Here is a 22,147-nt window from a genome sequence, read left to right on the forward strand (position 1 = left end):
TTTATGAAGAGGCTATTGAAGAACCTGACATTTCAGGTCATTGCAGCTGTCATTATCGGGATTATTGTTGGGATGGTTTGGCCAAACGTCGGGAAAGAAATGAAGCCGCTTGGTGACACATTTATTAATGCAGTGAAAATGGTCATTGCACCCATTATTTTCTTAACCATTGTTCTTGGAATTGCCAAGATGGGGGACATGAAAAAAGTTGGAAAAGTTGGGGGAAAAGCTTTTATCTATTTTGAAGTTGTGACGACGCTTGCGCTTGTCATCGGACTGTTTGTGGTCAATATCATGAAGCCAGGGGCGGGTCTTGACTATAGTAAACTTGAAAAAGGGGATGTCTCGCAATATACCCAAAATGGGGGACAGGGTATCGACTGGATGGAGTTTGTCACACACATTGTGCCATCTAACATGGTAGATGCCTTTGCAAAGGGGGATATTTTACAGGTCTTATTCTTCTCTATTTTATTCGGTGTTGCGCTCGCTGCACTTGGCGAGAAGGGGAAAGGCATCATCGAATGGCTTGATAAGCTGTCGCTTGTCTTCTTTAAAATCATTGGTTACATCATGCGTGCCGCGCCATTAGGGGCATTTGGAGCAATGGCTTATACAATCGGACACTTCGGTTTAGCTTCAATTAAACCACTGGCTAGTCTAATGCTTTCCGTTTATATGACGATGTTCCTGTTTATTTTCGTCGTGCTGAACATCATTTGTAAAATGTATGGCTTCAGCCTGTTCGGTTACCTCCGTTTTATCAAAGATGAAATTTTAATTGTTCTTGGCACAAGTTCTTCAGAATCTGTCCTGCCAAGAATGATGGATAAAATGGAACGCTACGGGTGCTCTAAGTCGGTTGTTGGACTTGTCATCCCGACAGGCTATTCCTTTAACTTAGATGGAACCTCAATCTACTTGTCCATGGCCGTGGTCTTCTTAGCGCAAGTGTTTGGGGTGGACCTATCCATCGGACAGCAAATCACGATTATCCTTGTTCTGATGCTCACATCAAAAGGAGCAGCTGGAGTCACAGGAAGCGGATTTATCGTGCTAGCTTCTACACTTGCTGCACTTCAGGTTATCCCGCTAGAAGGTCTTGCACTGCTATTAGGGGTCGACCGTTTCATGAGTGAAGGAAGAGCGATTACGAACCTGATTGGAAATGGAATTGCTACAATTGTTGTAGCGAAAAGTGAAGGGGAATTTGACGAAGCGAAGAGTAAAACAGCGCTACAGGAAATGCGAAATATCAAGCAGGCTGTTTAGTATAAAAACAACCAAAAACCGAAACCTTATGTTCTACATGGGGTTCGGTTTTTTCTTGTGTAAAAAAAGAAAAAACATAAAAGCTTGATTAATTTAGGACGAATCGTAAGACCTCATTGACCTTTTGTTATATAATTTACAGAAAGATCCGATATAATGAATATGAGATCCAACGAAAAATAGACTTTAGTCCTGGCAGGTGTGTAACGTATGACGGCATTTTTTAAATTGTTCGAAAAACCTGGTGTCAAGAGGTTTTCAGTATTTGTAGTATTAGCCACAGCATTATATCTATTAAGAGGAATGATGAATTTAATTCTCCTGACCTTCATTTTCACCTTTTTAATGAATCGGTTAGAAGAGGTCATAAGAGGCTTTTTAAATCGCTTCCTGAAAATAGGACAGAAATCAGTCATCACCATTTTGTACATCCTTCTAGCTGGTGGATTGACGTTTGGCGGCTTTGTGTTTGTGCCCATCATTGCTAAACAGGTGGAACAGTTATTTCATTTAGGGAAAAAGATTGCAGATCATCCACAAGATTTACCCTTCTTTGACGTCGTCACCAATGTGTTCGGAGATTTCAAAATATCTTCTTTCTTCGAGAAAGGGTTTAATTTCCTCTATACATACTTAACAGATTTCAGCACGTTCAGTATCCAGGTCATTATGTCCTTAATATTAAGCATGTTCTTCCTGTTCGAAAAGGAACGCCTCATTCAATTCATGAATAAGTTCAAAACGAGTAAAATCTCCGTGTTCTATCATGAAATTGCCTTCTTTGGACGTAAGTTTTCCAGAACATTTGGTAAGGTACTTGAAGCACAGTTCATCATTGCAACAGTTAACTGTGTCTTAACGACAATTGCGCTTGGCATTATGGGCTTTCCGCAATTATTTGGATTAGCGGTCATGGTCTTCTTGTTAGGTTTAATTCCGGTAGCGGGTGTGGTCATCTCCCTCGTTCCACTCAGCATCATTGCGTATACACTTGGAGGCGGAATGTACGTCCTATATATTGTGCTGGTGATCGTGATCATCCATGCCATTGAAGCCTACTTCTTAAATCCGAAGCTCATGTCAGCTAAAACAGAGCTCCCTATTTTCTTCACGTTTATTGTCCTGATCTTTTCTGAACACTATATTGGCATTTGGGGACTGATTATCGGCATCCCAATCTTTGTGTTTATCTTAGATATCTTGGAGGTCACGAATAAGGAAGAAAGTAATTAAAAAGTTCATATGAACCTGTTTACAATTTTCTAAAAATAAGGTATAAATAGTATGAAAATATCATATTACCACACGCTTAATCCTTCTAAAGGAATGGGGGACCCAAGTTTTTGGGGTGAATTTTTCTTATTTTAAGAAAAAAGGACATCTCTTCGTCCTAACCCGTCAGCTAACCTCATCAGCGTGAAGAGAGTAGACAGTGGTACACGTATGGACACGCAGGCCCACGAGAAGACTCTCTCGTGGGCCTTTTTGACGAGGAAGGGGAGATTTTATTGAAGCTTGCGACGAAAATTATTATTGCTTTAATTGTAGGTGCAATCACAGGACTACTGCTCAACATTTTTGCTCCAAATGTATTCAAAGTGTTAGACCCTTATCTATTTACACCTCTAGGTCAAATCTTCTTAAACCTGATTAAAATGTTAGTTGTGCCGATTGTCTTCTTTTCGATCACACTTGGTGTAGCAGGCCTTGGCGATCCGAAAAAACTTGGCAGAATCGGCGTGAAAACCATTACTTACTTTCTACTCACTACGACTTTTGCCATCATTATTGGCATTTCATTGGCCTTACTTATTAAGCCAGGCGCATTCGGTAATTTTGATACGAAAGCGGCAGAATATTCCGCTGAGGAAGCCCCATCAATGGCAGACACACTACTCAACATTATTCCAACCAATCCAGTCCAATCTCTAGTTGAAGGAAACATGCTTCAAATTATCGTCTTTTGTGTATTTTTAGGTCTCGGCATTGCCTTGCTCGGTAAAAAAACAGAAGGTTTGCTGAAGCTGTTTGAACAAGGAAATGAATTAATGATGTATCTTGTCGGTGTTGTGATGAAATTCGCACCGTACGGGACATTCGGTTTGATCGCAACGGCAATTGGCAGTCAGGGGCTCGATGCCATGAAAGCGATGGGACTTTACTTCTCAGTCGTCTTAATTGCGCTGATCTTGCATTTCTTCCTGACCTATGGGTCAACCGTTGCCCTATTAGCTAAACGAAATCCAATGGCATTCTTCAAAGGATTTTCTCCAGCGATGGTTGTGGCATTTAGTACATCAAGCAGTAACGCAGTACTGCCAGTATCAATGGAAACAGCTCAAAAGCGTTTGAAGGTGCCAGAACCTATTTCAAGCTTTGTGCAGCCGCTAGGTGCGACCATTAATATGGATGGTACAGCGATCATGCAAGGGGTTGCGACTATTTTTATCGCACAAGTGTATGGAGTTGAATTAACCCTTGTTCAAATGCTGACAGTTGTCTTAACGGCAGTACTAGCAAGTATTGGCACAGCAGGTGTCCCAGGGGTAGGGCTCATCATGCTAGCCATGGTTTTAAATTCCGTGAATCTTCCTGTTGAGGGCATTGCGCTGATCCTTGGCATAGACCGCTTATTAGACATGGCAAGAACCGTGGTCAATATTACAGGTGACGCAGCATGTGCGGTGATTGTTTCTGAAACCGAGAAGAAACATGAGAAGGAAGCACCAACACCTAATTTATCACTGTAACAACAAAAAGGGCTGACTGGACCAGCCCTTTTTTTCGTGGAACGGCTTGTCTAGCGTGATATACTTTTTACAGGATGAGCGGCCGTAACTGCCGCCATATGTTTTACATTAGAAGGAGGAACCACTTTGCAGTCTGCTGTTCTACACATAGAGAACGTCGATAAACAAATTGGCCGGCATCAAATTTTACAACATATTTCGATGGACATTAGGCAAGGAGAAATTGTCGGTTTACTTGGACCAAATGGGTCTGGAAAAACGACCTTGATTCGATTGATTGTTGGCTTGATGAAAAAAAACAACGGCCGGATCATCATGAATGGATATTCTCAAGATGATGATCATCTAAAGGCGATGTCATCTGTTGGAGCGATCATAGAAAATCCGGAATTTTATTCATATTTAACAGGTTTTGAAAACCTTGAGCTGTATGCATCTATGCATGATGGAATTTCAGAAGAGCGCATTTTTGAAGTGGTAAAAAGAGTTCGTTTGGAGCACGCCATTCATCAGAAGGTCAAAACATATTCACTAGGGATGAAACAAAGGCTCGGGATTGCACAAGCCATTTTGCATAAGCCCAATCTGCTCATTTTAGACGAACCAACAAATGGGCTTGATCCCGCAGGAATGAAGGAGTTTCGAGAGCACTTGCAAATGCTTGTACAAGAAGAAGGTGTCTCTGTGTTATTTGCTACACATCTTTTGCATGAAGTAGAAGAGCTTTGTGACCGCATGATCATCATCCAAAAAGGACAGATCAAAGCCAATACAAACCTTCGCGACATGGAAGGAAAAGAGCAGGTGCTGATGAATATTCAGCCAGTAGAAAAGGCAGTTTCATGGCTAGATACGCAAGGGTATACATATGAACAAAGGGATCAGCATGTGCTGGTTCAACTGAAAAAAGACCGTGTGCCGGAGCTGAATAAACAGCTTGTCTTAGCAGAATTTGATGTACTTGAAATGACGCCTCAAAAACAATCAATTGAAGAGGCCTTTATGAAATGGACGGAAGGCGGGACGGCAGATGCTTCAACTCATCAAGAATGAACATAAAAAAATCACGAGACAAAAGATCACATTCATTGCACTTGGACTGATTGTTGTCTTTCAATTGACGATGGCTCTAGCATTGAAACGAGTCATTTCCGGGCTTGGTGGGCAAGATACAGTCGCGAACTATTTTGCTTATTCCACGAATGTTGTGTTTATTTTACAAGTGTTCGCTGTCGTGATTGGCGCCACATTGATCTCAACAGAGTTTCAAAAAAGAACCATCAAGTTCTTGTTGATTCGGCCGAAGACAAGGCTTCATATTTTCTTGTCAAAATACATCACTCTTGTGCTGATGGTCCTTTACCTGTTTGTTTTTTATTATGTGTTCGCTTTTCTTTTTGGCCTTATTTTCTTTGGTACTGATTTTGATGAAAGCACTGGGCGGTTATTTCTGCACACATTTGCTGTGATTGGATCACAGTGGGTGGAAGTAGTCATGATGGCAAGCTTTGCTTTTCTGTGCTCAAGTTTGTTTAGAAACAGTCTGATTGCACTTGTGACTTCATTTTTCGTCTTATACGCGGCGAAATCACTAGTGTCGATCATGTCTCTGTTAGAAAATCAGTGGGGGAAGATTCTACTTTTCGCTAATACGGACTTCACACAATACAGTTTTCAAGGTCCGCCGCTCTTTCAGGGCATGAGCCCTCTGTTTTCGCTATTCATTGTAGGGGCGCATTTTGTTTTCTTTGTTGGTGCTGCTTGGCTCCTTTTTTGGAAGCGTGATGTAAATGTGTAAAAATTGTGTCAAATAACAAGAAAAATTCGTGACATCTTTGTGAAAACGAGTCTGTATTTCACGATAACCGGCTGATTTTGTCTTATAATAAGACAGAGTCATGGAGGTGGCACTATCGTGAAAAATTTTATTACGGCTTTACCCATTTTGTTGCTGTTGTCGTTTTCGTTTGTGTCTTTTGCCTTCCAGTTTGATCATCTTGTTTATTTCAGACTAGCGCTAGGGATCTTTTCATTAGCGGGTCTTTTCTTTCTGTATACACTTAAAAGAAACATGAAATGGTTCATGGTCTATTTATATGCGAGCTGGATCGTGCTTGCTGCCGTTACGACATTTGAAGAACCTGTGTTTTCACAATTCTTCTTCGGTGGTTTAACGATGACAATGGGTTATCTAACATATATGCTCATCTATTTAGGAATGAAGCAAGACCGTGTAGCGAAATCACATTAAAACAAAAGCCGATAAAATCGAAGAATAGATTTTATCGGCTTTTTCTTTTCTTCAGGCAAATAAAAAAGCAGCCATCTGTTTGACTGCTCTTCTTGTGTTTATGATTCACGTCCAGCAGCGGCAAGCTGCTTCTGGTGCTTTTTGTCGATGGTTGCGTATATACTTTCCATCATCTTAGGGTCTCGCATGATCGCTTCTTTGTTTTCTTCAATCAATTGCTGATACGTTTTGATTTTCTTCTTAGACATGTAACTCAACGCTCCTTTGGTAGAATGGACTCTATAAGATTTCACATAGATGAAATTGATAATCATTTTCAATTAGCATCTCCATTATACAAAGCAGAATGTCATAAGTAAAGATTCAATTCAGAAAATTCACGTAACCGACATATTCCCATCCATATCGACGATGAATTCTTTCCCAGGAAATAATCCGCTGTCAAACCTTGTCATAAAATCAGATCAAACATTCCTGTCGATGTTGAAACGTTTTAGCCGCACATCTCGTCTTATGAAGAGATTTGATTTAAAAGGATATAAAAAAGACACCAGCATGAGTTGGCTGATGTCTCCATTCAAATGAGTTATGAAACGTGTTCTTGAAGAAACTCTGTTACTTCTTCAGGTGATTTAGCGTTGGCACTGTGTAAATGACCTGTTTTTTCGCCATTTTTGAAAATTAACAGGCTAGGAATTCCCATGACCTGATACGTTTCCGCTAACTCAGGAAAGTCGTCTTTGTTTATTTCAAACCATTCATTCTGAGCATAAGCCTCTAAGATGTCTGGAATGAACATGTCCATTCTAGTGCAATCAGGGCACCATGTCGCAAAGAATTTAACGATGACCTCTTTGTCTGATTGAATGATTTCGTTGAATTGTTCAGTGCTTGTAATTTTTTTCAATTTGTCACAACTCCTTTTCAATGTCATTTTAATATAAAATAAAGGCGAATGACATACAAATGCTCGGGGGGGCGCTTACAACCTTTACAAATCATTTCAATTCCGTAACAACAAAAATTAATTAGAGCATTTTTGCTTGAAAGTGATAAGATAGTAAAGATGAATTTTAGTGGGGGGAGTATCCATTGAAAATAAGTTTAGGATTGGTTTACGGCGGAAAGTCAGCCGAACATAATGTATCACTGCAAACAGCCCTTGCAGTTACGAAAGCACTTAACACTGAGAAGTTCGATATACATCCAATTTATATTACAGAAGAGGGCGAATGGCTAAGAGGAGAAAAACTCACTGAACCAGTATCAAACGTCAAAATGCTTCAATTTGAACAAAATGCAAAGACGTTTTTACCAACTTCTTTAAATGAAAGCATGTTTCCACAGCCTGCATCAGCTGATGAAAAGATTGATGTCGTCTTTCCATTGCTACATGGGCCAAATGGTGAAGATGGGACCATGCAAGGGTTACTTGAACTATTGAATATCCCGTATGTCGGTAACGGCGTTCTCGCGTCTGCTGCGGGTATGGATAAAGTCATGATGAAAGATGTGTTTGCTCAAGCTGGGCTTGCGCAGGCAAAGCATCTTTCCTTCAGTAAAAAGGATTATGAGAAAGCCATATCAGACAGTCTAGAACAGGTAGAAGCAGTTCTCGGGTATCCTTGTTTTGTGAAACCTGCCAACATGGGATCAAGTGTCGGAATTAGTAAATGCCGCAGCAAAGAAGAGCTGCAAGCAGCATTTGATTTGGCTTTCCAATATGATCGTCGTGTTGTTGTGGAAGAAGGCGTTGTAGGACGAGAAATTGAAATTGGTGTATTAGGAAATGACGAGCCGAAATGCTCAGTCGTTGGTGAAATTGCACCTAAAACAGATTTTTATGACTACAAAGCAAAATATGAAGATGGCGATACAGATTTGATCATTCCTGCGAGTGTGTCAGAGGAAGAGTACAAGACGATTCACGATATGGCGATTAAGGCATTTAAAGCCATTGATGGATCTGGCCTCGTACGTGCAGATTTCTTCCTAACAGAAGAAGGCGAAGTGCTGATCAATGAAGTGAATACAATGCCAGGGTTCACACCTTTTAGTATGTTCCCGCTGCTTTGGAAACATACTGGTGTAGAGTATCCTGAGCTGATTGAGAAGCTGGTGTCACTTGCAATTGAGCGCCATCAAGAAAAACAAACCATTAAAACCACTTTTTAATGTAAGAAGCAAGCAGACACTATCCTACAGGTAGTGTCTCTTTTCCTTCAAACGTGAAATGAGAAAGAGAGGCGAAAAAACATGATCAAACGTACAGTGAAACAAGTCGCCCAAATGGCTGGTGGCACATTATCGAATGAAGCTTTTGGCGAAGAACAGATACACGGAGTGACAACAGATACACGAAAAGTATCAAAAGGCGCACTATTTATCCCGCTTATCGGGGAACATTTTAACGGTCACACTTTTGCTTCAAAAGCAGTGGAGCTTGGAGCGGCAGCGGTTCTTTGGAATGAAACAGAAGCGAACCCACCATCCGGTGTACCTGTCATTCTTGTAGAGGATACTCTGACAGCACTCCAACAGCTTGCGAAATCATACTTAAAAGAGGAAAACCCTCGAGTTGTCGGTATTACTGGAAGTAATGGCAAAACAACGACGAAAGACATGATCCATTCTGTCCTACAAACGACATACAGAGTCCATAAAACAGATGGAAACTTTAATAATCATATTGGACTTCCGCTGACCATCCTTGCAATGCCAGAAAAAACAGAGATTGCTGTATTAGAGATGGGCATGAGTGCAAAAGGAGAAATCGAATTTTTATCTAATCTCGCTGAACCTGATGCAGCTGTCATCACCAATATTGGAGAATCTCATATGCAGGATCTAGGATCAAGAGAAGCCATTGCAGATGCAAAATGTGAGATCACAAAAGGGTTAAAAGAGGATGGGACTTTTTATTATTTAGGAGACGAGCCTTTACTCCGCCAAAGAGCAAATGCCCTTGCACGTAGCGTAAAAACATTTGGGGAATCAGAGGACTGTGATATCAAGGTGATTCACATCCACCAACTCGCTGAAGGCACTGAATTTCAAGTGGAGGGATATGCTCAAGGGTTTCTCATTCCTGTATTAGGGAAACACAATGTAAAGAATGCTCTTGCAGCTATTGCAATCGGCCAGCATTTCGGTCTGAATGAAAGACAAATTGCCCAAGGGCTAATGCAAACGAAATTGACAGGCATGCGTTTAGAACTGTTTAAAACAGATAAGGGCATCACGGTTATCAACGATGCGTATAATGCGAGTCCTACGTCGATGAAGGCAGCGATTGATCTTGTAGGAGATATGGACGGCTTTGCTAACCGCATACTCGTTCTCGGAGATATGCTGGAGATGGGCAGTGAAGAAGAGACCTATCATTTTGAAGTAGGGGAGTACATCAAGCCTGAGTTTATTGATCATGTTTTAACGTTTGGCCGTCTTGGCGCATTCATTGCTGAAGGAGCAAAGAAAGCATTTGGAGACGACCGTGTATCTTCTTATATGGACAAAGAAGAACTGAAGAAAAAACTAGCGGATGTGGCAGGACCTGACGATGTCGTTCTTGTCAAAGCTTCCCGTGGCATGAGATTGGAAGACGTGATTACTGCACTATAAATCAGATCGGCAAAGAAGGTGACAGGGTGATTGGCTGTCTATGTATACACGGTTTTACTGGTGCCCCGTATGAAGTAGAGCCGCTTGTGGAATATTTAAAGCAGACGACAGATTGGACGGTACAATCTGTCACGCTTCCGGGGCATGGGGAGGAACTTCAGCTCAAAGGCATTCTCTATCAGGAGTGGATTGCCACCGCTGAACTAGAACTCTTATCCCTTTACCGAACATGTGACACCATTTATTTGGTCGGCTTTTCTATGGGCGGGATGATTGCCTCATATTTAGCAGCGAAGTATCCAGTGGCCCGTCTTGTTCTGTTAAGTGCTGCTGCTAAATATGTTAACCCGAAACAAATGATTCAAGACACAAGGCAGATGGTGAAGGAATCCTTGTCTGGTTTGATTGATACGAACCCATTGTATGATCGATATCGTCATAAGCTGACGAGTACACCGCTATCAGCTGCTGTAGAATTTATGAAATTGGTGAAGCAAACGAAAGGTTCTCTTGAAAAGCTTCATCTACCTGTCTTGATCGTTCAAGGTGAAAGCGATGGGATCGTCCCCGCTTCTAGTGCAGAATTCATTTATCATAAAATCCCGTCCCGTCAGAAAGAAATGTTCTATTTACCGGATTGTAAACATCACGTTTGTCATGAGCCTTGTGCACAGCAATTGTTTGAGAAAGTCGAACAATTTCTAAAAAAACAATTTAATCTATAGAAAAGCTAAAATGTGGCTAAACTAATATAAATTGAATCCCACTTGTTAAAATTTGCATCATTTTTGTCGAATGAGTGACAGGCCTATGTTACAATAGGTAAGAAAAGGTGGTCGATTCGGTTGTTTCAATATGACGGAAAAACCTTTGTCCCGCAGTCTAATTCGAGCAATGGGGAAGTATCGGAAGGAACCATATTTCAATATCGTCAGGACGGGAATATTTTAACGGGCACATATCAAGGCGGCAGTATTCAATCTGGCGTACTTGTAGGAACTGTGAATAAAGACGGAGCACTTCATTTTAGATATCATCATGTAAGTAAGGATGGCAGCATGAGAAGCGGTTCATGTCATTCCACCCCTAAGCAGCTGGATAACGGGAAAATCCAACTGTTCGAAAAGTGGAAATGGATGGACGGAGATCAAAGTGAAGGTGAATCTGTCATTGTGGAGCAGTAGATATATCCATTTCTGTCTTGTTGAAAAACAAATAGTGTAATGGTAAGATATAAGGTAGGGTAATTCGGGCTTTGTATATAATGGACCTGTCCTTTCATACAAAGGGCAGTTTTTAATGATCATTCACGAGATTACTGAAACAGCAATTAGAAGGAGTTTGAATAATTTGACTATAACGTTTCAAGATTTTCAATTAAGCGAAAGTCTCATGAAAGCTATTAACCGCATGGGATTTGAAGAAGCAACACCGATTCAAGCGGAAACAATTCCTCTCGGTCTTCAGAATAAAGATGTCATTGGACAAGCACAAACAGGAACAGGAAAAACTGCAGCGTTTGGTATTCCTCTTGTAGAAAAAATCGACCCAGCGTCTCCAAATATCCAAGCGATTATCATTGCGCCAACAAGAGAATTAGCGATTCAAGTATCTGAAGAGCTATACAAAATTGGCCAAGACAAGCGTGCGCGCGTACTTCCGATTTACGGTGGACAAGATATCGGTCGCCAAATCCGTTCGCTCAAGAAAAATCCTCATATCATCGTAGGGACTCCAGGACGTTTACTCGATCACATTAACCGTCGTACAATGCGTCTTCAAAATGTTGAAACAGTCGTGCTTGATGAAGCAGACGAAATGCTCAACATGGGTTTCATCGAAGACATTGAATCGATCCTTTCAAATGTACCAAGTGAACACCAAACACTTTTATTCTCTGCGACAATGCCTGCACCAATTAAGCGTATTGCAGAACGTTTCATGACAAACCCAGAACACGTAAAAGTAAAAGCGAAAGAAATGACTGTATCTAACATCCAGCAGTTCTACTTGGATATCCATGAACGTAAAAAGTTTGATACATTGACTCGTCTTCTTGACATTCAATCACCTGAGCTTTCAATTGTCTTCGGCCGTACAAAGCGCCGCGTTGACGAATTGACTGAAGCACTGAACCTTAGAGGTTATACAGCTGAAGGAATTCATGGTGACTTGACTCAAGCGAAACGTATGGTTGCGCTTCGTAAATTTAAAGAAGGTTCAATCGATGTGCTTGTAGCAACAGACGTTGCAGCACGTGGACTTGATATCTCAGGTGTTACACATGTGTATAACTTCGACGTACCACAAGATCCAGAAAGCTATGTACACCGTATTGGACGTACTGGACGTGCTGGACGTACAGGTATGGCGATGACATTCATCACACCACGTGAAAAAGATATGCTTCGTGCGATCGAACAAACAACTAAACGTAAAATGGATCGTATGAAAGAACCAACACTAGATGAGGCAATCGAAGGACAACAACAAGTAACCATTGATCGTCTGCGCACAATCATCAGTGAAAACAACTTAAACTTCTACATGACAGCAGCTGCTGAATTATTAGAAGATCATGATTCTGTTACAGTGGTTGCGGCTGCCATCAAAATGATGACAAAAGAGCCGGATGCAACGCCTGTTCGTTTGACAGATGAAGCACCAATGATTTCAAAACGCAATCGTAACAACCGCAGCTCTTCTAAACGCAGAGACGGCGGCGGTGGTGGCGGCTATCGCGGAAAAAGCCGTTCATCTTACGGTGATAAAAAGCGTTCTTCAAATGACCGCAATCGTTCTTCTAACGATCGTCGTCAAAAGAAATCTTATAACAACTAATTCAAAAGCGAATCCTTTGCAGGGTTCGCTTTTTTTAACAGGTTTGCTGAAACTTTTTAGGCTTTCTTTCGTAATATATTGATAGAAAAGTAAGAGAATGGGGGAAGAATGTGAGAAAACAGCCGCAACGTCAAATCAGCTTAAATGGATTAAAAGTATGGCGTCTTCAAAATGGAATTATCTCATTGATTTTCTTATTCATCATCATTGGGGTATTTGTAGCTAGTTATTATTTTCAATGGCCATATTGGATTGGAGCCATCCTCATCGGTTTGTGGATTTTACAGGTCATCTTCGGAATCTGGCTCATCCCGAAAATCCGCCATCACATCTGGCGCTATGAAGTATTTGAGAACGAAATTGAAATACAGCACGGATTGATTCGTGTCACACGTGTCATTGTGCCAATGGTACGTGTTCAGCATGTGGATACATCTCAAGGGCCGCTTTTAAGGCGCTACCGGTTGGCATCTGTTCAAATTTCTACGGCTGCGACAGTGCATGATATTCCGGCACTGGAATTAGAAGAGGCAGATGAGCTTCGGGATTACATATCTAAATTAGCAAGGGTGACGGAAGATGATGTCTGAACCAAAACGTGTACATCCAATCTCGATGTTCATTGATTTTATATCAGATGCCGTATCCATGATCAAAAACTTCATTATCCCTTTTTTCGTGCTTATTTTTGTGAACTCGAATTCAAGTATTCGTTTTTATGCGTTCATTATTCTTGGGGTGCTTCTTTTATGGAAAGCTGTTTCAACCGTTTTAGCATGGAGACGATTCACCTACCGAATGGAAGACGATGAATTTCGAGTGGAATCAGGTGTCATCACCAAAAAGAAAAAGTATATCTCGTTAGAACGAATTCAAACGGTGAATACAAGTGAAGGTATCTTCCAGCGGATCTTTGGTTTGGTTCGGGTGCAAATCGAAACGGCAGGCGGGACGGATGGACCTGAAGTGAGCCTGACGGCCATTACAAAAGCAGAAGCTGAGCAACTAAAGCAATCGATTTTCAACCGGAAGAAAAGCTTGCAACAAGAAGAAATGATTGATGAAAATTTAGATCTCCCTGATTCTCTGACAGCGCAACAGCCTGTAGAAAAAGAAATCAGTGTTTCCTACCGAATGGGTATACCAGAGCTGCTTTTGGCTGCGACCACTTCAAGCGGAATCGGCGTCATTATTTCTGGGTGTCTCGCCATTTACACACAAATAGATGAAATTCTACCTTTGGACGGATTCCTTAAACGGTTTTCTTTTTTAAGTCATGCGAGTGTTGAGATTTATGCGATTCTCATATTTATTGCCGTATTGATTGCGTGGATTCTTAGTGTTGGGGTAACAGCCCTTCAATATGCGAATTTTACCGCAAAACGAAAAGGGAAAGACATCATCATCACAAGAGGACTCATCGAAAGGCATCAAATGACCATTCCGCTTGCGAGAATTCAAGCAGTGAAAATCAAAGAAAATATTCTGCGTGAACCATTTGGTTTTGCGACGGTCATGCTTGTCAGCGCAGGAGGTTCCATTACAGAAAAAGAGACCTCTTCTGTCTTATTTCCACTCATACGGAAGAAAAAGATCAATGAATTGTTAACGCAATTTACAGATCAATATCAGCTGGCACCAGAAAGTGAATTGAAAAAAGTGCCGAAGCGTTCACTAAAACGTTATCTGATATCTTACGGATTTGTTCCATTACTTGTAGGTATAATCCTTTCTGTACGTTTTCCACCATGGGGGTATTTGGCGCTGATTCCATTACCATTTGCCTTGTTTTTTGGGTATTTAGCCTATAAACAATCAGGATATGTGATCAAAGATCAACTGATTCAATTAACGACAAGAGGTATCGGCAAGACCACCGGAATTGTTTTAAGAAAACGAATGCAAAACTATACGATGACCCAATCCTATTTTCAAAAGAAAGGGCGGGTGGCAAGTATTCACACCTTTGTGAAGTCCTCTGCCTTGCTTGATTCCTTTGGTGTGCATCACCTTGAAGAGGAAGATGCTGAACGTGTATGCGATTGGTATTCCTATGAAACGAATCAATCAACTTAAACAAAAAATGTCGATCAGCTCCCGTTAAACGGAGTGATCGACATTTTTTATGAGCTTAATAGCGTCGTTTTTTTGAATGGAAGAATAGAGTGATCGGTGCTAGGATCATGCCGCCTATCAATCCAAATAAGTGGGCCATGATGTTGATGTTCGAGTTGACGAACGTCATAATAACAGAGACGCCGAGAATCGTTAAGATCACCTGAGAATTACCACGGTCCATCATATGCGGTTTAAATAGGACAAGATAAAGATAGACGCCAAATAAACCAAATATCGCACCAGAAGCCCCGACATGTACGTACTCTAAAGGCTCCACCCAATAGGTTCCGAGATTGCCAATGAATCCAGCACCCAGATAAATCACAAGAAATCGAACCTTTCCAAGCAAATACTCAAGTGCTGGAGCGAATAGGAAGAGCGACATGGAATTGAACAGAATATGTGTCAGACTTCCGTGAAGAAAAATAGGCGTTAAAAGCCGCCACCATTCTCCTGCTGCAACACCATAATTAAAACCAACGAGATGGTCCTGCCCAAGCTGGATCATTGGAATAGGGATCGCAAATAAAAGCCATAGGCCGATTTGCAAAGCAAGGATCGCTGTTACGATTGGATACGATCTAATAAATTGTTGAAAGCTCTCCGTTCGAATAAACATAACAAACCCCTTTTGACTAGATAATGGTAAGTTTATAGTAACACGTTTATGAAGCGAACATCCAAATTAGTACGAGTATCATAGGAGGTACCTCATGATTAAAGGAATCGGTATGGATATTGTAGAGATCGGCCGGCTGTCAAGAGTGCTTAGCAGGCAGCCCCGTTTACCAGAAAGAATTTTGACTTTACGTGAACAAGAAGTCTTTCGCACACTAAGTGAAAAGAGACAGCTGGAGTTTCTGGCAGGGCGTTTTGCGGCGAAGGAAGCATTCGCAAAAGCATACGGTACGGGAATTGGTCAGTATGTAAGCTTTCACGACATCGAGATACAAAAAGATGCAAACGGAAAACCTCTCATCAAAAGTGAGAAAACAAAAGAAGACTACGTTCATGTATCCATTACACACACAAAAGAATATGCTGCAGCACAAGTTTTAATTGAAAGGTTGTCAAGCTAGTCTGCATATTGTTTGTCCCTCCTTCATATATTGGGTAGTGCGATAAGGAAGGGCGAGTTGCTAACAGGCTTTGATGGTTCGCGGTACGCAGTTAACTCTTGAGGCGTACTGTTAAAGTCAAACAAGCGGTTTCTTCCTTTTAACACAATTAACGAAGGGGTTGAAAAGGGTGAGAAAAAGCTTTGTTTTGCTTGTAACGGGGATCCTTTTTGTACTGATTCTCTCCGCATGCGGTCAAAAATCTCAACAAGATATCGTTGGAGATTTAAACAAAAAGGCAGAGGAAATGACATCATACAAAGCCAAAGCAAAAATGACCATTGAGACAGGAAATGATCCGCAGGAATACCACGTGGAAATTTGGTACAAGAAGCCGGAGCTTTACCGTGTCTATTTAGAAAATCCGAAGAAGGATCAGAGTCAAGTCATTTTAAGAAATGGCAATGGTGTATTTGTGCTGACACCTTCATTAAACAAAAGCTTCCGCTTCCATAGCGATTGGCCGAACAACAGCAGTCAGGTGTATTTATTTGAATCACTTGTGAAAGACATTAAAAATGACAGTGCAGCTCAGTTCAAAGCAAAAGAGTCGAAGTACGTTTTTGAAACAAAAACCAACTATCAGCACAACCAAATGCTGCCGACCCAAGAGATTACCTTTCATAAAAAAACAATGGCGCCTGCCAGTGTGAAAGTACTGGACAGCGATAAAAAGCCAATGGTGAAAGTAGAATTCTCTCATTTTGAATTCAACAAATCCTTTGACAAAGACGCCTTTGATGAGAAGAAAAATATGACACTTTCTCAAATGGATGTTGCCACAAGTGCAGATCCATCTGACAGCTTTGCTGTGAAAACGCCTGTGGATATGCCAGAGGGCGTGAAGAAAATGGAAGAGAAAGAAATGACAACAGATGCTGGGAAACGGTATGTGATGACGTATGGCGGAAAGAAATCCTTCACGCTCATTCAGGAAAAAGCGCGGGTAGCAGAAGCGTCTACGCCTGTGACGATGAATGGCGAGCCAGTCGACCTTGGCATGACAGTGGGTGTTCTGACAGACAAATCTCTTTCTTGGACATCTGATGGAGTTGACTACTTAATTTCTTCAAGTGATTTATCGAAAGAAGAACTCTTAATGGTCGCCAAAAGTGTAGAAGGACAGTCAGCGAAATAGGCGAGATTCTTAACATAACAACAAATCAGCCCTGTACAGGGGCTGATTTTCTTTGAGTTGTTTCACATTATTCTGGATTTTTAGTATCATAATGAAGTATTGAATCATTCAATAGGGAAGTGTGATGAATGGACACAAATGCCTTTTATAGAGACACATGGGCAGAAATTGATTTAACAGCAATCAAGCATAATGTTTCACATATGAAAGACCATATTGGTCAAAGCGTCCAACTAATGGCTGTTGTGAAAGCCAATGCATATGGACATGGAGATATAGAAGTGGCAAAAGCTGCCCTCGAAGCAGGAGCAGACCTATTAGCCGTCGCTTTTTTAGATGAAGCCATTTCTTTAAGAAATAAAGGTGTAAAAGCACCTATTCTTGTGCTCGGCGCAGTACCGTCAGAGTATGTCAAAGTCGCCGTTAGATACAACGTTATCATGACTGCTTACTCTATCCAGTGGCTGAGAGAAGTCGTCAAAGTGATGAAAGGGCAGATGGGACAACCCATTCGTTTCCACTTGAAAATCGACAGCGGCATGAATCGGTTAGGTGTGAAAACAATCGAGCAGGTGAGCGAAGTAAAAGAGCTTGTCCACGCTCATTCTTTTTTACTGCTGGAAGGAGTATTTACTCACTTTGCCACAGCGGATGAAAAAGATGAAAACTACTTCGGTATGCAGGTTGATACGTTTAAAACATTGCTTCAACCGCTTCATACGGACAAACTGCTCATTCATTGCGCCAACAGTGCAGCAGGTCTAAGGTTTAAAGACACTTTATTTAATATGGTTCGTTTTGGCATCAGTATGTACGGGCTGTCGCCGTCGGAAGAAATCAAAGATGAATTGCCGTTTGAACTGGAAGAAGCATTATCTCTTCATACAAAACTTGCACATGTAAAGCCCATTCAAAAGGGTGAGAGCGTGAGCTATGGTGCAACTTATACAGCGAATCAAGATACATGGATTGGTACGATTCCAATCGGGTATGCAGACGGCTGGATCAGGAAGCTTGCCGGAACAGAAGTGCTCGTTGGCGGAAAACGCCGAAAAATTGCTGGAAGGGTGTGCATGGATCAATTCATGGTTGATTTGAAAAAGGACATTCCGGCAGGGGAGCCAGTCGTGCTCATCGGCACACAAGGCGAAGACAGGATATCTGTCGATGAAATAGCCAAGCGGCTTGAAACCATTAACTACGAAGTCACATGTTCTGTTGGTTACCGCGTCCCAAGAGTCTATATAGAGGACGGCGAAAGGGTTCATGTACGAAATCCGCTGCTTCAAGACGGTCCAAGCTTTTTATAAACAGCATCCACGGGAACGATGTTCAAACTGACATCGTTCTCTTTTATTCTACAAAGGCATCATAAACATTCTCCCTTTTTTAGAGATTTTGGAAATACCGTATGATTTTCGGAAAAAAGCGTATAATGGGAAAGAGGAACTCCATTATCATCTTGATTTACGGGTGGCGAGCCGCTTCATGTTCTAATAAGAAATCATGAAAAAACAGCTTTGCTTGTGCATTGAATAATGGTATGATTAGTCTTGGAATGGATCGAAACGGTATCCGTAAGTTTTGTGGAGGTGTATGTTTTTTGTCTGAATCCAGCGCAACAAACGAAATGAAGATTCGACTGCCGGAGGCTTTAATGTCTGAGATCGAACGAGTAGCAGAGCAGGATAAGGTAACAAGAAATGAATTGATCTACCGAGCGACAAAAACGTATATTCGTGAACGTAATATTCGACAAAATCGTGAATCGATGAGACGCGGCTACATGGAGATGGCGAAAATTAATCTGAATATCTCTTCAGAGGCACAATACGCAGAATTTGAGGCTGAGAATACAGTTGAGCGATTAGTCAGCGGGGGTTAAACATTTGATTGTTAAACGCGGTGATGTTTACTTTGCTGATTTATCTCCTGTTGTTGGCTCCGAGCAGGGCGGGGTTCGCCCGGTATTGGTGATTCAAAATGACATTGGAAATCGCTTCAGCCCGACTGCTATCGTTGCAGCCATAACAGCCCAAATACAAAAAGCGAAATTACCGACTCACGTCGAAATTAATGCAAAGCGCTACGGCTTTGAACGAGATTCTGTCATTCTTTTGGAACAAATTCGTACAATCGATAAACAAAGATTGACAGATAAAATCACACATCTTGATGATGAGATGATGGAGAAGGTTGATGAAGCCTTACAAGTTAGTTTGGCTCTTATTGATTTTTAATATGGTGATACTTGGTTGCTCTACTGGGAGCAACTTTTTTTGTGTTCAATTTTTTTTAACGTTATAATGAAGAAAGACTAAAGAAGAGCTTTAAATGTAAGTAGGGGGTAAAACATGTCGAATCATATCGTGTTAGCTTTTGCAAGAAAGCACCAAAAGGAATTAGAAACAGAGTGGACGGACATTTTAAAACGACTCGGAGAAAAAGAAACGGACATGATGCTGAACGACAAAATGTATGAAACCATCTGTTCGGAATATGTTCAACTCATCATTACATCTCTTTCAGAGGGGGATCATGAGGATTTTGAAGAAAAAGTGCAAAATTTTGCTTTAAAAATTGTTCAAATGGGTATATCACTTAAGTTACTGGCAAACGGTCTAACAGAAATCCGTACACATTTATATGAAAAAATGAACGATGACAAAGATACAACACAAGAAAGTCATGACCTCATCTGGCAAATCGATCGATTCATCACACCCATCCATAACGAGATCTTAAACCAGTATTCCATCTCATGGGAAAAAACCGTCAGCCTTCAAAAAATTGCGCTGCAGGAACTTTCTGCCCCGCTAATCCCTGTGTTTGAGCACATCACCGTCATGCCACTTGTTGGCACAATTGATACAGATCGTGCGAAAAAAATTATGGAGAACCTGCTTAATGGTGTCGTCAAACATCGCTCACAGGTCGTTTTGATTGATATCACGGGTGTACCTGTCGTGGACACAATGGTGGCACACCATATTATTCAAGCGTCAGAGGCTGTGAGATTAGTAGGAGCGAAGTGTTTACTTGTTGGTATTCGCCCGGAAATAGCCCAAACGATCGTTAACCTTGGAATTGATTTATCTCAGGTTACAACAAAGAATACCCTTCAAAAAGGAATTCAAACTGCTTTGGAAATGACAAATCGAAAAATTGTTTCATTGGAGGGATAACCAATTGAGAAATCACCCGAAGATTCCAATCTTAAAATTATATAATTGTCTTCTGATTTCAATACAGTGGGAGCTTGATGATCAAACAGCTCTTCACTTTCAAGAAGACTTACTGAATAAAATTCATGAAACAGGAGCAAACGGTGTGGTCATTGACTTAACATCCGTCGATATGATTGATTCATTTATCGCAAAGGTATTAGGTGATGTGATCACCATGTCCAAGCTCATGGGGGCAAAAGTTGTATTAACAGGAATACAACCGGCAGTCGCTGTGACGCTTATTGAACTTGGCATTTCACTGGAAGAAATTCAGACAGCACTAGATCTTGAACAAGGGCTTGAGACACTGAAGCGGGAATTGGGGGAATAGATATGAAAGACCAATCCTGTGTAAAAATATTGACGGAATGGGACATAGTCGCAGCAAGACAATTGGGGCGCAATGTTGCAAAAGAACTTGGTTTTGGAACAGTTGACCAAGCAAGAATTACGACGGCCATTTCAGAATTAGCTCGAAACATCTATTTATACGCTGGTAAAGGTCAGATTTGTATAGAAGAAGTAATGGAGCGCGGAAAGCGTGGACTCAAAGTCATCGCAGCCGATGAGGGTCCTGGCATTATGGATATACGTAAAGTAATGGAAGACGGATTTTCTACATCAGGCGGACTTGGAGCAGGCTTGCCGGGCGTCAGAAGACTGATGGATGAATTTAAATTAGATTCCGCACCAGAACAAGGAACTGAGATACAAGCTGTCAAGTGGCTTCGCTAGGAGGGAAACCATGGATTTTAAGGAGGTAATGGAGCAGCGGTATCATCAGCTGCTCAGTCGTTATATCAGTGATTTAACTGAAACATCGCTTTATCAAGCTCAAAAATTTAGCCGTAAAACCATTGAGCATCAAATACCTCCTGAAGAAATAGTGAGTGTTCACCGAAAAGTGATTCAGGAGCTTTACCCTGATTTGCCGGAAGATGTCTTTCATTCACTGGACTTCTTAATTGAAGTCATGATTGGATACGGACTTGCCTACCAGGAGCATTTAACACTAAGAGGCATCCAGCAAGAAATTAAGTCGGAAATTGAAATTGCTGCAAATGTTCAGCAAACCCTTCTGGAAACGAAAATTCCAGAAGGAGACACATTTGATATCGGAGCCATCAGTGTGCCGGCAAAACAGATGAGTGGGGATTATTACCATTTCGTAACAGATCACGATACAATCAATATCGCGATTGCAGATGTGATTGGGAAAGGCATTCCAGCTGCGCTCTGTATGTCGATGATTAAGTATGCGATGGATTCCTTGCCAGAGTCAGGCAGCGGCCCAACGAAAGTGCTCAAAACCCTTAATCGTGTGGTCGAGCAAAACGTAGACCCAAGCATGTTTATCACCATGTTTTATGGCAGCTATAATAAAGAAACACATGAATTTAAGTACGCATCGGCTGGACATGAGCCGGGCTTTTTCTATTGCAAAAAAGAGAATCATTTTTACGATTTAGATGCAAAAGGTCTTGTCCTTGGAATCGCACCAGACTTTGATTACAGGGAGTATGAGCAGCATTTGGACGTAGGAGATATGGTGATCTTATTTTCAGATGGGGTCACCGAATCCAAGTCAGAGGACGGCTTCTTAGAGCGCGAAGATATCAAAGCGCTCATAGCAGAGCATCTTTCCTATTCAGCGCAGGAAATGGTCGACGCTATCTATGCAAGCTTACTCAAATTACAAGATTTTCAGCTTCACGATGACTTTACTTTACTTGTCCTTAAAAGAAAGGTTTAGAAAGTGAATATGCGGGTATATAAAACTTTAGGAAACAAGAATTTCGAGGTGAATGCAT

25 protein-coding genes and 1 riboswitch are annotated in these 22,147 nt (G+C 41.3%); of the genes, 22 read left to right on the plus strand and 3 right to left on the minus strand.

Features of this window, described 5'->3' with window-relative positions:
- Positions 1 to 3: 3 nt before the first annotated feature.
- The 6 genes from dctP to EBQ12_RS12340 all read left to right on the plus strand — a co-directional run bounded on the left by dctP (position 4) and on the right by EBQ12_RS12340 (position 6,273).
- On the plus strand, positions 4 to 1,272 hold the full coding sequence (gene dctP / locus EBQ12_RS12315) for a C4-dicarboxylate transporter DctP (RefSeq protein ID WP_007496516.1): 1,269 nt from the start codon (positions 4 to 6) through the stop codon (positions 1,270 to 1,272).
- Positions 1,273 to 1,482: 210 nt separating this feature from the next.
- Positions 1,483 to 2,505 (plus strand): AI-2E family transporter, encoded by a 1,023-nt coding sequence (locus tag EBQ12_RS12320; RefSeq protein ID WP_035704206.1) that lies wholly within the window; start codon positions 1,483 to 1,485, stop codon positions 2,503 to 2,505.
- 63 nt (positions 2,506 to 2,568) lie between these two features.
- Positions 2,569 to 2,703, plus strand: a riboswitch (cyclic di-AMP (ydaO/yuaA leader).
- Between the two features lie 77 nt (positions 2,704 to 2,780).
- On the plus strand, positions 2,781 to 4,022 hold the full coding sequence (locus EBQ12_RS12325; protein ID WP_025206789.1) for a dicarboxylate/amino acid:cation symporter: 1,242 nt from the start codon (positions 2,781 to 2,783) through the stop codon (positions 4,020 to 4,022).
- 126 nt (positions 4,023 to 4,148) lie between these two features.
- Positions 4,149 to 5,075 carry an ABC transporter ATP-binding protein gene (locus tag EBQ12_RS12330; RefSeq protein ID WP_074041675.1) on the plus strand — a complete coding sequence of 309 codons (927 nt, stop codon included), beginning with the start codon at positions 4,149 to 4,151 and terminating at the stop codon, positions 5,073 to 5,075.
- On the plus strand, positions 5,053 to 5,820 hold the full coding sequence (locus EBQ12_RS12335) for an ABC transporter permease (protein ID WP_024720482.1): 768 nt from the start codon (positions 5,053 to 5,055) through the stop codon (positions 5,818 to 5,820). The genes EBQ12_RS12330 and EBQ12_RS12335 overlap by 23 nt, the downstream gene beginning before the upstream one ends.
- Before the next feature lie 117 nt (positions 5,821 to 5,937).
- The gene (locus EBQ12_RS12340; RefSeq protein ID WP_017366657.1) at positions 5,938 to 6,273 is read left to right on the plus strand and encodes a hypothetical protein; all 336 of its coding nucleotides are present in this window, start codon (positions 5,938 to 5,940) and stop codon (positions 6,271 to 6,273) included.
- 98 nt (positions 6,274 to 6,371) lie between these two features.
- Here EBQ12_RS12340 and fbpB read toward each other — a convergent pair whose 3' ends face one another.
- Positions 6,372 to 6,521, minus strand: coding sequence for a Fur-regulated basic protein FbpB (gene fbpB / locus EBQ12_RS12345; protein WP_017366658.1), 150 nt, complete (start codon positions 6,519 to 6,521; stop codon positions 6,372 to 6,374).
- 338 nt (positions 6,522 to 6,859) lie between these two features.
- Complete coding sequence (locus EBQ12_RS12350) at positions 6,860 to 7,180, minus strand: thioredoxin family protein (RefSeq protein ID WP_008346934.1); 321 nt, start codon at positions 7,178 to 7,180, stop codon at positions 6,860 to 6,862.
- Positions 7,181 to 7,365: 185 nt separating this feature from the next.
- Here EBQ12_RS12350 and EBQ12_RS12355 point away from each other — a divergent pair, with 185 nt between their 5' ends.
- From EBQ12_RS12355 to EBQ12_RS12385, 7 genes are all read left to right on the plus strand, one after another.
- Positions 7,366 to 8,448: a D-alanine--D-alanine ligase gene (locus EBQ12_RS12355; RefSeq protein ID WP_060832101.1), complete on the plus strand. Its 1,083-nt coding sequence runs from the start codon at positions 7,366 to 7,368 to the stop codon at positions 8,446 to 8,448.
- Positions 8,449 to 8,529: 81 nt separating this feature from the next.
- Entirely contained in the window at positions 8,530 to 9,894 is a 1,365-nt protein-coding gene (locus EBQ12_RS12360) for a UDP-N-acetylmuramoyl-tripeptide--D-alanyl-D-alanine ligase (protein ID WP_025206792.1), read from the plus strand.
- A gap of 26 nt (positions 9,895 to 9,920) precedes the next feature.
- Complete coding sequence (locus EBQ12_RS12365) at positions 9,921 to 10,619, plus strand: alpha/beta hydrolase (protein ID WP_125590220.1); 699 nt, start codon at positions 9,921 to 9,923, stop codon at positions 10,617 to 10,619.
- Positions 10,620 to 10,739: 120 nt separating this feature from the next.
- On the plus strand, positions 10,740 to 11,078 hold the full coding sequence (locus EBQ12_RS12370) for an avidin-fold protein (protein ID WP_017366661.1): 339 nt from the start codon (positions 10,740 to 10,742) through the stop codon (positions 11,076 to 11,078).
- Positions 11,079 to 11,244: 166 nt separating this feature from the next.
- Positions 11,245 to 12,735 carry a degradosome RNA helicase CshA gene (cshA, locus tag EBQ12_RS12375; RefSeq protein ID WP_058214406.1) on the plus strand — a complete coding sequence of 497 codons (1,491 nt, stop codon included), beginning with the start codon at positions 11,245 to 11,247 and terminating at the stop codon, positions 12,733 to 12,735.
- A gap of 110 nt (positions 12,736 to 12,845) precedes the next feature.
- Positions 12,846 to 13,325 (plus strand): PH domain-containing protein, encoded by a 480-nt coding sequence (locus EBQ12_RS12380; RefSeq protein ID WP_125590222.1) that lies wholly within the window; start codon positions 12,846 to 12,848, stop codon positions 13,323 to 13,325.
- Positions 13,315 to 14,811 carry a PH domain-containing protein gene (locus tag EBQ12_RS12385; RefSeq protein ID WP_125590224.1) on the plus strand — a complete coding sequence of 499 codons (1,497 nt, stop codon included), beginning with the start codon at positions 13,315 to 13,317 and terminating at the stop codon, positions 14,809 to 14,811. The genes EBQ12_RS12380 and EBQ12_RS12385 overlap by 11 nt, the downstream gene beginning before the upstream one ends.
- A gap of 55 nt (positions 14,812 to 14,866) precedes the next feature.
- Here EBQ12_RS12385 and EBQ12_RS12390 read toward each other — a convergent pair whose 3' ends face one another.
- Complete coding sequence (locus EBQ12_RS12390) at positions 14,867 to 15,472, minus strand: rhomboid family intramembrane serine protease (RefSeq protein WP_007496491.1); 606 nt, start codon at positions 15,470 to 15,472, stop codon at positions 14,867 to 14,869.
- Positions 15,473 to 15,566: 94 nt separating this feature from the next.
- Between EBQ12_RS12390 and acpS the strand changes: the two genes are divergently transcribed.
- The 9 genes from acpS to EBQ12_RS12435 all read left to right on the plus strand — a co-directional run bounded on the left by acpS (position 15,567) and on the right by EBQ12_RS12435 (position 22,089).
- Positions 15,567 to 15,932, plus strand: coding sequence for a holo-ACP synthase (gene acpS / locus EBQ12_RS12395; RefSeq protein ID WP_017366663.1), 366 nt, complete (start codon positions 15,567 to 15,569; stop codon positions 15,930 to 15,932).
- Between the two features lie 160 nt (positions 15,933 to 16,092).
- A complete protein-coding gene (locus EBQ12_RS12400) occupies positions 16,093 to 17,109 on the plus strand; it encodes an outer membrane lipoprotein-sorting protein (RefSeq protein WP_007496489.1) in 1,017 nt (338 codons plus the stop codon).
- Between the two features lie 128 nt (positions 17,110 to 17,237).
- Positions 17,238 to 18,419 carry an alanine racemase gene (gene alr, locus EBQ12_RS12405; protein ID WP_125590226.1) on the plus strand — a complete coding sequence of 394 codons (1,182 nt, stop codon included), beginning with the start codon at positions 17,238 to 17,240 and terminating at the stop codon, positions 18,417 to 18,419.
- A 293-nt stretch (positions 18,420 to 18,712) separates the two neighbouring features.
- Positions 18,713 to 18,994 (plus strand): hypothetical protein, encoded by a 282-nt coding sequence (locus tag EBQ12_RS12410; protein WP_003214273.1) that lies wholly within the window; start codon positions 18,713 to 18,715, stop codon positions 18,992 to 18,994.
- 4 nt (positions 18,995 to 18,998) lie between these two features.
- A complete protein-coding gene (gene ndoA / locus EBQ12_RS12415) occupies positions 18,999 to 19,349 on the plus strand; it encodes a type II toxin-antitoxin system endoribonuclease NdoA (protein WP_003214169.1) in 351 nt (116 codons plus the stop codon).
- A 114-nt stretch (positions 19,350 to 19,463) separates the two neighbouring features.
- A complete protein-coding gene (locus EBQ12_RS12420) occupies positions 19,464 to 20,294 on the plus strand; it encodes an RsbT co-antagonist protein RsbRA (protein WP_017358395.1) in 831 nt (276 codons plus the stop codon).
- A 4-nt stretch (positions 20,295 to 20,298) separates the two neighbouring features.
- Positions 20,299 to 20,667, plus strand: coding sequence for an RsbT antagonist protein RsbS (gene rsbS, locus EBQ12_RS12425; protein ID WP_003214235.1), 369 nt, complete (start codon positions 20,299 to 20,301; stop codon positions 20,665 to 20,667).
- A 2-nt stretch (positions 20,668 to 20,669) separates the two neighbouring features.
- Entirely contained in the window at positions 20,670 to 21,071 is a 402-nt protein-coding gene (locus tag EBQ12_RS12430; RefSeq protein ID WP_003214085.1) for an anti-sigma regulatory factor, read from the plus strand.
- A 10-nt stretch (positions 21,072 to 21,081) separates the two neighbouring features.
- Positions 21,082 to 22,089 (plus strand): PP2C family protein-serine/threonine phosphatase, encoded by a 1,008-nt coding sequence (locus EBQ12_RS12435; RefSeq protein WP_048002360.1) that lies wholly within the window; start codon positions 21,082 to 21,084, stop codon positions 22,087 to 22,089.
- Positions 22,090 to 22,147 lie beyond the last annotated feature (58 nt).

The organism is Bacillus sp. 2B09 (assembly GCF_003946835.1).
Taxonomy (GTDB): Bacteria; Bacillota; Bacilli; order Bacillales; family Bacillaceae; genus Bacillus; species Bacillus altitudinis.

What these genes read in the sequence shown, in the direction of transcription:
- alr (WP_125590226.1), top strand. Translation starts at nt 17,238, where the DNA reads ATGGACACAAATGCCTTTTATAGAGACACATGGGCAGAAATTGATTTA.
- dctP (WP_007496516.1), top strand. Translation starts at nt 4, where the DNA reads ATGAAGAGGCTATTGAAGAACCTGACATTTCAGGTCATTGCAGCTGTC.
- EBQ12_RS12335 (WP_024720482.1), top strand. Translation starts at nt 5,053, where the DNA reads ATGCTTCAACTCATCAAGAATGAACATAAAAAAATCACGAGACAAAAG.
- EBQ12_RS12430 (WP_003214085.1), top strand. Translation starts at nt 20,670, where the DNA reads ATGAAAGACCAATCCTGTGTAAAAATATTGACGGAATGGGACATAGTC.
- EBQ12_RS12420 (WP_017358395.1), top strand. Translation starts at nt 19,464, where the DNA reads ATGTCGAATCATATCGTGTTAGCTTTTGCAAGAAAGCACCAAAAGGAA.
- EBQ12_RS12390 (WP_007496491.1), bottom strand. Translation starts at nt 15,472, where the DNA reads ATGTTTATTCGAACGGAGAGCTTTCAACAATTTATTAGATCGTATCCA.
- EBQ12_RS12435 (WP_048002360.1), top strand. Translation starts at nt 21,082, where the DNA reads ATGGATTTTAAGGAGGTAATGGAGCAGCGGTATCATCAGCTGCTCAGT.
- acpS (WP_017366663.1), top strand. Translation starts at nt 15,567, where the DNA reads ATGATTAAAGGAATCGGTATGGATATTGTAGAGATCGGCCGGCTGTCA.
- EBQ12_RS12360 (WP_025206792.1), top strand. Translation starts at nt 8,530, where the DNA reads ATGATCAAACGTACAGTGAAACAAGTCGCCCAAATGGCTGGTGGCACA.
- fbpB (WP_017366658.1), bottom strand. Translation starts at nt 6,521, where the DNA reads ATGTCTAAGAAGAAAATCAAAACGTATCAGCAATTGATTGAAGAAAAC.
- EBQ12_RS12320 (WP_035704206.1), top strand. Translation starts at nt 1,483, where the DNA reads ATGACGGCATTTTTTAAATTGTTCGAAAAACCTGGTGTCAAGAGGTTT.
- EBQ12_RS12385 (WP_125590224.1), top strand. Translation starts at nt 13,315, where the DNA reads ATGATGTCTGAACCAAAACGTGTACATCCAATCTCGATGTTCATTGAT.